At 67.4% G+C, this 8,429-nt stretch carries 6 protein-coding genes; 5 read left to right on the top strand and 1 reads right to left on the bottom strand.

Going from position 1 to position 8,429, the window contains the following annotated elements; genetic code table 11:
- Nucleotides 1-387 precede the first annotated feature (387 nt).
- The 5 genes from J1C49_RS13860 (at nt 388) to J1C49_RS13840 (ending at nt 7,724) form a co-directional block, all read left to right on the top strand.
- A complete protein-coding gene (locus tag J1C49_RS13860; RefSeq protein ID WP_227446423.1) occupies nt 388-1,734 on the top strand; it encodes a glutamine synthetase family protein in 1,347 nt (448 codons plus the stop codon).
- Between the two features lie 125 nt (nt 1,735-1,859).
- Entirely contained in the window at nt 1,860-2,543 is a 684-nt protein-coding gene (locus tag J1C49_RS13855) for a type 1 glutamine amidotransferase (protein ID WP_227446422.1), read from the top strand.
- Entirely contained in the window at nt 2,540-3,895 is a 1,356-nt protein-coding gene (locus J1C49_RS13850) for a glutamine synthetase family protein (RefSeq protein ID WP_227446421.1), read from the top strand. The genes J1C49_RS13855 and J1C49_RS13850 overlap by 4 nt, the downstream gene beginning before the upstream one ends.
- Before the next feature lie 911 nt (nt 3,896-4,806).
- Complete coding sequence (locus J1C49_RS13845) at nt 4,807-6,108, top strand: FAD-binding oxidoreductase (RefSeq protein ID WP_227446420.1); 1,302 nt, start codon at nt 4,807-4,809, stop codon at nt 6,106-6,108.
- A 413-nt stretch (nt 6,109-6,521) separates the two neighbouring features.
- Nucleotides 6,522-7,724 (top strand): DegT/DnrJ/EryC1/StrS aminotransferase family protein, encoded by a 1,203-nt coding sequence (locus J1C49_RS13840; protein ID WP_227446419.1) that lies wholly within the window; start codon nt 6,522-6,524, stop codon nt 7,722-7,724.
- 141 nt (nt 7,725-7,865) lie between these two features.
- Here the strand turns inward: J1C49_RS13840 and phaR are convergent, their stop codons facing one another.
- On the bottom strand, nt 7,866-8,426 hold the full coding sequence (phaR, locus tag J1C49_RS13835; RefSeq protein ID WP_227446418.1) for a polyhydroxyalkanoate synthesis repressor PhaR: 561 nt from the start codon (nt 8,424-8,426) through the stop codon (nt 7,866-7,868).
- Nucleotides 8,427-8,429: the final 3 nt, after the last annotated feature.

The raw sequence follows: 8,429 nt of genomic DNA, 5'->3' as shown, positions 1-8,429 counted from the left end.
CGGTGCGGTGCGGTGCGGTGCGGTGCGGTGCGGTGCGGTGCGGTGCGGTGCGGTGCGGTGCGGTGCGGTGCGGTGCGGTGCGGTGCGGTGCGGTGAAACACCCGAATCGGGGCGCGGGGTCAAGATCGGTCTCGGGCACTCTGTCCCGCGCCCGCCGACCGTTGGGCAGGTCCACGGCCATGCACGAAGCTGCTTTTGATCGAAGCCGCGCGGCAAACCGGATCCGCGCGGGCGGCATCGCCCCCGGACGGACGCGTTGTGCCTGACACGGGCGCCAAGGCGCCTGGCGCGCCCCTGCGATCGAGGTCACGCGTGGGGCCGTGGCTTGACACCGCCGACGGGGCAGCGCAAGAATTTGATCAAATTTCCCGAATACCGGATCCAGACATGCCTGCTCCCTTTTCTGACTGGCTTCAGCAGAACCCCGACGTGCGCACCGTGCGTGCGGCCGCCTGCGACCTCAACGGGGTCGCGCGCGGCAAGCGGATGCCGATCCCCACCGCGCAAAAGCTGCTGACCGATGGCACGCGGTTTCCCATGTCGGTTCTGAGCCTCGATATCTGGGGCGAGGATATCGAGGACAGCCCGCTTGTGTTCGAGACCGGCGACCGCGACGGCACGCTGTTTCCGACCGAGCGCGGCTTTGTGCCGATGCCGTGGCTGGAAGCGCCCTCCGCGCTGATCCCGATCTGGATGTTTCACGAGGATGGCCGGCCCTATGACGGCGACCCGCGCCACGCGCTGCGTCGCACGGTGGAGCGGTTCAAGAGCCATGGGCTGACACCGGTTGTGGCGGTGGAGCTGGAGTTTTTCCTGATCGACGACAGCAAGCGCCAGCTTCAGGTGCCACCCTCGCCGCGATCGGGCAAGCGGCGCAACGCGGGCGAGATCCTGTCGATCCGCGCGCTGGACGCGTTCGACGTGTTTTTTACCGAGCTTTACGACGCCTGCGAGGCGATGGGCATTCCCGCGGACACGGCGATCAGCGAAAGCGGGATCGGCCAGTTCGAGATCAACCTCGTGCATGAGGCCGATGCGCTCAAGGCGGCCGATGATGCGTGGCTGTTCAAGATGCTGGTTAAGGGGCTGGCCCGTCGGCATGGCTTTGCCGCGAGCTTCATGGCCAAGCCCTATGACGACAACGCGGGCTCGGGCATGCATGCGCATTTCTCGGTGCTGGACACGGCGGGACGCAACATCTTTGACAATGGCGGTCATGACGGGACCGACGCGTTGCGCCATGCGATTGGCGGGTGTCTCGCCGCGATGCAGGACAGCACGCTGATCTTTGCGCCGCATCTCAACAGCTATGACCGGATCGTGCCGGGTGCGCATGCGCCCTGTCACCTGAGCTGGGCCTATGAGAACCGCACCGCGGCGATCCGCGTGCCCTCGGGCGCGCCGGCCGCGCGCCGGGTCGAGCACCGGGTTGCAGGCGGCGATGTGAACCCCTATCTCGCGCTCGCCGCGATCCTCGGAGCGGCCCTGAACGGGATCGAGGACCAGACCGCGCCGCCGCCGCCGATCACCGGCAATGCCTATGACCAGGCGCTGCCGCGCATTCCCTCCGACTGGAGCACGGCGGTGGACCGGTTCGAGGCGAGCCCGATCATGCCACGACTCTTTTCGGCGGAGTTGATCCGGAACTATGTTCTCACCAAGCGGCAGGAGATTCGCGATATGGCCGAGCTTGACCCTGCCGAGCAGGTGGAGATCTATCTCGACACGGTGTGAGCGGCGCGGCGGGTGGCCGTGATCTCCGATGCGCGGGGGCTGCACAGCCGCAAGGCGCGCGCCGGGATCGCGGCCAAGGGCATCCGGGGCCGTTTTCAGGAAAGCGACAGATAAAGCGACAGATGATGAAGATCGGCATTTTGCAGACGGGCCATGTGGCCGAGGAGCTGGTCGCGGTGAATGGCGACTACCCGGAGATCTTTGCGCGGTTTCTGGAGGGGCGCGGGTTTGACTTCGTGCATTGGGCGGTCTGTGACGGGCAGTTTCCGGACAGCGCGGAGGCGTGCGACGGCTGGCTGATCACCGGATCGCGCTTCGGCGCCTATGAGGCGCATGACTGGATCGCGCCGCTGGAGACGCTGATCCGGGAGATCTATGCCGCGGGGCGCCCGATGATCGGGGTGTGTTTCGGTCACCAGATCATCGCGCAGGCGCTTGGCGGGCGGGTCGAGAAATTTGCGGGCGGCTGGTCCGTTGGCGCGGTCGACTACCCGCTTCTGGGGGAAAGGCTGGCGCTCAATGCATGGCACCAGGATCAGGTCGTGACGCGGCCCGAGGGGGCGGAGGTGGTGTCGAGCACGGCGTTTTGCGAGAATGCGGCGCTTGTCTATGACGACCGGATCTTCACCATCCAGCCGCACCCGGAGATCGACCGGACCTATCTCGAGGGGCTTCTGGAGCGGCGCGCACCGGGGGTGGTGCCCGAGGCGATGATTGCCGAGGCGCGTGCCCGGCTGGACAGCCCGACCGACAGTGCGAGACTGGCGGCGCTGTTCGAAACATTTTTCAAGGAAAGGCGGTTGGCATGAGCTGGATCGAAAGCCTCCCCGAACCGGCGCGGCTCTATCTTGAGGGGCGCAGGCTCGACGAGGTGGAGTGTATCGTTGCCGACCTGCCGGGCATTGCGCGCGGCAAGGCGGTGCCGGCGTCGAAATTTGCCCGCCAAGGGTATTTCCACCTGCCCGATTCGATCTTCTTTCAGACGATCACCGGCGATTGGGGCGAGGCGGCCGATGAGGACGGGTTCATCGAGAAGGACATGGTGCTCAAGCCGGACCTGTCGACGACAACCGCCGCGCCGTGGACCGGTGACTGGACGCTGCAGGTGATCCATGACGCGTTTGACCGGCATGGGGAGCCGGTGCCGTTTGCGCCGCGCAACGTGCTCAAGCGGGTCGTAGGGCTTTACGAGGCGCGCGGCTGGACGCCGGTGGTGGCACCGGAGATGGAGTTCTTCCTGATCGCGCGCAACCTCGATCCGGCCAAGGATATCGAGCCGATGGTGGGCCGGTCCGGGCGTCCGGCGGCAGCGCGGCAGGCCTATTCGATGACGGCGGTGGACGAGTTTGGGCCGGTGATCGACGACATCTACGATTTTGCCGAGGCGCAGGGGTTCGAGATCGACGGGATCACCCAGGAAGGCGGCGCGGGGCAGCTGGAGATCAACCTTTTGCATGGCGACCCGGTCAAGCTGGCGGACGAGGTGTTCTATTTCAAGCGGCTGATCCGGGAGGCGGCGCTGCGGCATGATTGTTTCGCGACCTTCATGGCCAAGCCGATTGCCGACGAGCCGGGCAGCGCGATGCATATCCACCACTCGATCCTCGATACGGCGACGGGGGAAAACATCTTTTCCGCGCCCGATGGCAGCGAGACCGATGCGTTCCGGCATTTCATCGGCGGGATGCAGAAACATCTGCCCGAGGCGATCGCGGTGCTGGCGCCCTATGTCAATTCCTATCGCCGCTACGTCAAGGATCACGCCGCGCCGATCAACCTCGAATGGGCGCGCGACAACCGCACCACGGGGATCCGGGTGCCGCTGTCCTCGCCCAAGGGGCGGCGTGTGGAGAACCGGCTGGCGGGGATGGATTGCAACCCCTATCTGGGGATCGCCGCATCGCTCGCCTGCGGCTATCTCGGGCTTGTGGCCGCGGTGGAGCCTTCGGCGGAGTTTCGCGGCGACGCCTACGAGGGCGATGGGGACATTCCCCGGGTGCTGGGCTCGGCGCTTGGACTGTTCGAGCAGGCCAAGGCCTTGCACGATGTGCTCGGGCCCGAATTTGCCCGCGTCTACAGCATCGTGAAACGGGCCGAATATGACGAGTTCCTTCAGGTCATCAGCCCGTGGGAGCGGGAGCACCTGTTGTTGAACGTCTGAGCCTGTGTCTGTGGCGAGGGGGCTGCCTGCCCCCTCGCGCTCCCCCGGGGATATTTCCGGCCCAAAGAAAGCGCGACCGGGGCGCGGGACCGGGCCGGCGGGATCCGGCTGGCAACACCCGGGTATCGGGATGAACGGGGACGGTATGGCGGGGCGCGGGAGCCGGGAGAAACAGGGACGGTTTGGCGGTCTGAGGCGGGCGCGCCGGCTGCGCGTTTTTGTGCCGCGCCATGGATCGGACCGGGCCCGCGGCGGGCCGCATCGGGCGCGCGGCGCTTGTCACGCAGTGACAAGCGATGGGGCGCGGCGTCAGATCCGGAACCGTGGGCGCGTGTGGCTTGCCGGACCGGGCGACAGACGGGGCCGGATGGAATGTCGGGTCCGGGACCGTGGGGACGTGTGGCTGGCCGGACCGGGCGACAGATGGGACCGGATGGGATGCCGGGTCCGGGACCGCGGCATCGGGCGATCGGCGGGATCTGGTGACAGCGGGGTTGGAACGGGCGTCAGATCCGGTCGCGCGGGATTGGGCAAGTTGCGGCATCGGGTCACTTGCGGCATCGGGCCGGGGCGGCACCGGCGACCCGGGACGCGCGGTGCAGGCCGCGCGGCATGGCGTGGACGGCATGGCTTGGGCCGCATGGGGCGTCGGGCAACACGGGATGGGCGGCATGACACAGGCGCGTCAGAGGGATCGGAACGGCGCCCCGGGACAGGGTTTATGCGGATCGGCCGCGGCGCGCGAAGCGACGTGGGATCGGCCCGGCCATGCGGCACTGCGGGCCCATCCACGCGCAAGCGGGCCGATGCGCCGCCGCAATGGTGTTTGGCAGGGCGGCAGGGGCAGCCGCTGCGGGGCGGCGATGCCGCCGGGTTTGGGATGACGGGTGCATGACGCAGGAGGACGGCCGGTGAACCTTCTCTTTTCCAATGACAGGCGCGGGTCCTTACCCGAGAGCTGGTATGCCGCGACCGCGGAGCCCGCGACGGCGCATCCTGTGCTCAAGGGTGCGCATCGGGCGGATGTCTGCGTGGTGGGGGGCGGATATACCGGCCTGTCGGCCGCGCTGCATCTGGCGGAGGCCGGGCTTTCGGTCATTCTGGTTGAGGCGCATTGCGTGGGTTTCGGCGCGTCGGGGCGCAATGGCGGGCAGCTCGGCTCCGGGCAAAGGCAGGACCAGATCACGCTTGAGGCCAGGCATGGCCGCGAGATGGCCCGCCGGCTCTGGTCGCTCGGCGAAGAGGCCAAGACGCTGGTGCGCGACCTGGTGGCGCGGCACGGGATCGCCTGTCATTTGCGGGACGGGATCGCCTGGGCCGCGGAGACGCCTGCCGGGGTCGAGGATCTGCACCGCTATGCGGACCACATGGGCACGGTTTATGACCACCCGATGCAGGCGCTCGACGGCGCGGAATTTGCCGCTTTGTGCCCCTCGCCGGCCTATCGCGGCGGCGTGCTCGACATGACGGCGGCGCATCTGCATCCGTTGCGGCTCGCACAGGGGCTGGCGCGTGCGGCAGCTGCGGCGGGTGCGCAGATCTTCGAACGCTCGGCCGTGCATCGGATCGACCATGGCACGAAAGTGCGGGTGGCCACCGAGAGCGGCCATGTGGAGGCGGATCACCTGATCCTTGCGGCCAATGGCTATCTCGGCACGCTGGAGCGGCGGGTGGCGGCGCGGGTCATGCCGATCAACAATTTCATCGTGGCGACCGAACCGCTCGGGGCGCGCGCAGCAGAGGTTCTGACCCGCGATGTGGCGGTTTCTGACGACCGGTTCGTGGTGAATTATTTCCGTCTGAGCCATGACGGGCGGCTGCTGTTTGGTGGCGGGGAGAGCTATGGCTATCGCTTCCCGAAAGACATCCGCGGGCTGGTGTCCAAGCCGATGCTGGAGATTTTCCCGGCGCTCAAGGATGTGCGGCTGGACTACGCCTGGGGTGGCACGCTGGCGATCACCATGGCGCGCATGCCTTATCTGGCGCGGATCGGGCCAAATGTGCTCAGCGCCTCGGGCTATTCGGGGCACGGGGTCGGCAATGCGGTGCAGGCGGGACGGTTGATGGCCGAAGCGATCCGCGGGCAGTCCGCGGGGTTCGACACGTTCAGCGCGTTGCCGACACGGCCTTTCCCCGGTGGTGCGCTGTTGCGCAATCCGGTGCTCGTGCTGGGTATGAGTTGGTACGCCCTGCGCGATCGGCTCGGGATCTGACCGGGCCCGGGTCGGCAATGGCCCGCTGCGCCATTGTGCGAAGGCCCGGGGACCGCGGTCGGCTAGACCGGGTTCCGGGGTTGAGGGTGGGGCGTCGGGGACATGAGCAGGGCGTCGGGGCCGCGACCGTCCATGGGGGCCATGATCGGCACGCCGGGGCCGCGATCAGCGCCCCCCTCCCCGCCCGCCAGTCGCCGCACCGTCCCCCGCAAACACCTGTCACCGCAGCCCATGCGACGCCGCCCACGGGGCTTTGCCGGGCCGAGGTCATCCGCATCGTTGACGCCGCGCGTTCTGTGGCCGGAGGGCCGCGCAGGGATGGCCACGGGACGGCGGCGGCCCGGCGGCTGTCTTGAAATTGCCGGGGGCAGCTGATTTAGTATTTCCGAATAGTCCATTCAGGAAATCGAAATATGCTCCCAGACATGCACCAGGCCGAACCGATCCCAGACAGCGTGCGCGCCGATATCGAGCGGCTGCTGCAATCGGGCGACCTTTTCCGCTATACCGCGCCTGACAACGCTCCCGTAAAGCTGCTTGAACAGGAGTTTGCCGCCGCCATGGGCGCGCGCTACGCGTTGGCGGTGTCAAGCTGTTCGGCGGCGCTTTTCCTGTCGCTGGCGGCGCTTGGGCTGGCCCCGGGCGCGCGGGTTCTGATCCCCGGTTTTACCTTTGCCGCGGTCCCGTCCGCGGTGATCCATGCGGGATGTGTGCCGGTGCTCTGCGAGGTCGGCGCGGATTACCGCATCGACATGGCCGATTTCGAAGAACGGCTGCCGGGCTGTGCGGCGGTGATCGTCAGCCATATGCGCGGTCATACCTCGGATATGGACGCGATCCTGCGGCTTTGCGATGCGGCACGGGTGCCGGTGATCGAGGACGCCGCGCATTCGCTTGGCACGGTCTGGCGTGGGCGCAAGATCGGCACGCTGGGACGGGTCGGCTGTTTCAGTTTCCAGTCCTACAAGCTGATCAATGCCGGTGAGGGCGGCGTGCTGATCAGCGACGACCCGGAGGTGATCGCGCGGGCCGTGATCCTGTCAGGTGCCTATGAGCACAGCTGGAAGAAGCATGACCGCGCGCAGGAACCGGCGCTCAAGGCCAGTTTCGAGCGCTGGCAGAACCGGCTGCCGCTTTACAACCTGCGCCTGTCAAACTTGTCGGCGGCGGTCATTCGCGCGCAGATTCCCGAGATTGCGCGCCGCGTGCGCGACGGGCGCGCCAACCATGATCGGGTGGCCGAAGCGCTGCGGCGCCACCCGGCCGTGCATGTGCCGCGGCCGCTGGACGGAGAGGAACGGGCGCCGGATTCGCTGCAGTTTTCGCTCCCTGGGATGGCGGCAGAGCAGATCGAGGCATTTGTCGACGGGTGCGGCGCCAAGGGTCTGTCGGTGCAGGTGTTCGGGCGAAGCCGGGACAATGCGCGCGCCTTTTGGAACTGGGGGTTCCTGCCGGAAGCGGTGGAGCTTCCGCGCACGCGGGCCATGCTCATGCAGACCTGCGACATCCGCCTGCCCGCCCGGCTGACGGCGGCGGAATGCGACGCGGTGACGGCGGTGCTCCTCGAGGCGTTGGACGCGGCGTTGGACGTGGCGCGCGCGCCGGTGCCGGCCTGATCCGCACAGGCGCGGGCCACCCCGTCGTGGCTCGCGGCCGGCCTTGACGGCACGGCACCCTGTCCATCGGTGACGGTGACGGTGACGGTGACGGTGACGGTGACGGTGACGGTGACGGTGACGGGCGTTGCGCGGCTGCGCCTACTTGTCGAGCCTGGAGAGCTTGGATTGCAGCTCGGCGAGCTGCTTCTTGATCGCGTCAAGATCCTCGGAGGGCTCCTGCTCCGGCTCGGATGCACCGCCCGCGCCGCCGGTCCAGCCTGCGCCCATGTTGCCCGTCATGGCCTTGAGGAAGGCCTCCTGCTGCGCCTGCATTGCCTCGAAGCCCGGCATCTTCGCGATCGGGTTCATGGCGTTCACATTGGTGATCCATTTCGACTGGTTCTCGCGGAAGGCCTCGAAACTGGCGGCAAGGAACTGCGGCACCATGGTCCCGGCCTGGGTGGTGTAGCTGCGCACCAGATCGGTCAGAACGGAGATCGGAAGAACGCTCTCACCCTTGCTCTCATGCTCTGCCACGATCTGCAGAAGGTATTGCCGTGTCAGGTCGTCGCCGGATTTCAGGTCGACGATCTGAACCTCGCGCCCGTCGCGGATGAACCCGGCGATATCCTCAAGGGTCACATAGTCCGAGGTTTCCGTGTTATAGAGGCGACGACTGGCATAGCGCTTGATCAGCAGCGGCTTTTCGGACTCGGCCATGGA

The organism is Cognatishimia sp. F0-27 (assembly GCF_020667845.1).
In the GTDB taxonomy this organism is placed as follows: Bacteria; Pseudomonadota; Alphaproteobacteria; order Rhodobacterales; family Rhodobacteraceae; genus JAFMPQ01.
The sequence above is the reverse complement of the archived record's forward strand: the minus strand, read 5'-3'. Positions and strand labels throughout refer to the sequence as shown.

What these genes read in the sequence shown, in the direction of transcription:
- J1C49_RS13840 (WP_227446419.1), top strand. Translation starts at nt 6,522, where the DNA reads ATGCTCCCAGACATGCACCAGGCCGAACCGATCCCAGACAGCGTGCGC.
- J1C49_RS13855 (WP_227446422.1), top strand. Translation starts at nt 1,860, where the DNA reads ATGAAGATCGGCATTTTGCAGACGGGCCATGTGGCCGAGGAGCTGGTC.
- phaR (WP_227446418.1), bottom strand. Translation starts at nt 8,426, where the DNA reads ATGGCCGAGTCCGAAAAGCCGCTGCTGATCAAGCGCTATGCCAGTCGT.
- J1C49_RS13860 (WP_227446423.1), top strand. Translation starts at nt 388, where the DNA reads ATGCCTGCTCCCTTTTCTGACTGGCTTCAGCAGAACCCCGACGTGCGC.
- J1C49_RS13850 (WP_227446421.1), top strand. Translation starts at nt 2,540, where the DNA reads ATGAGCTGGATCGAAAGCCTCCCCGAACCGGCGCGGCTCTATCTTGAG.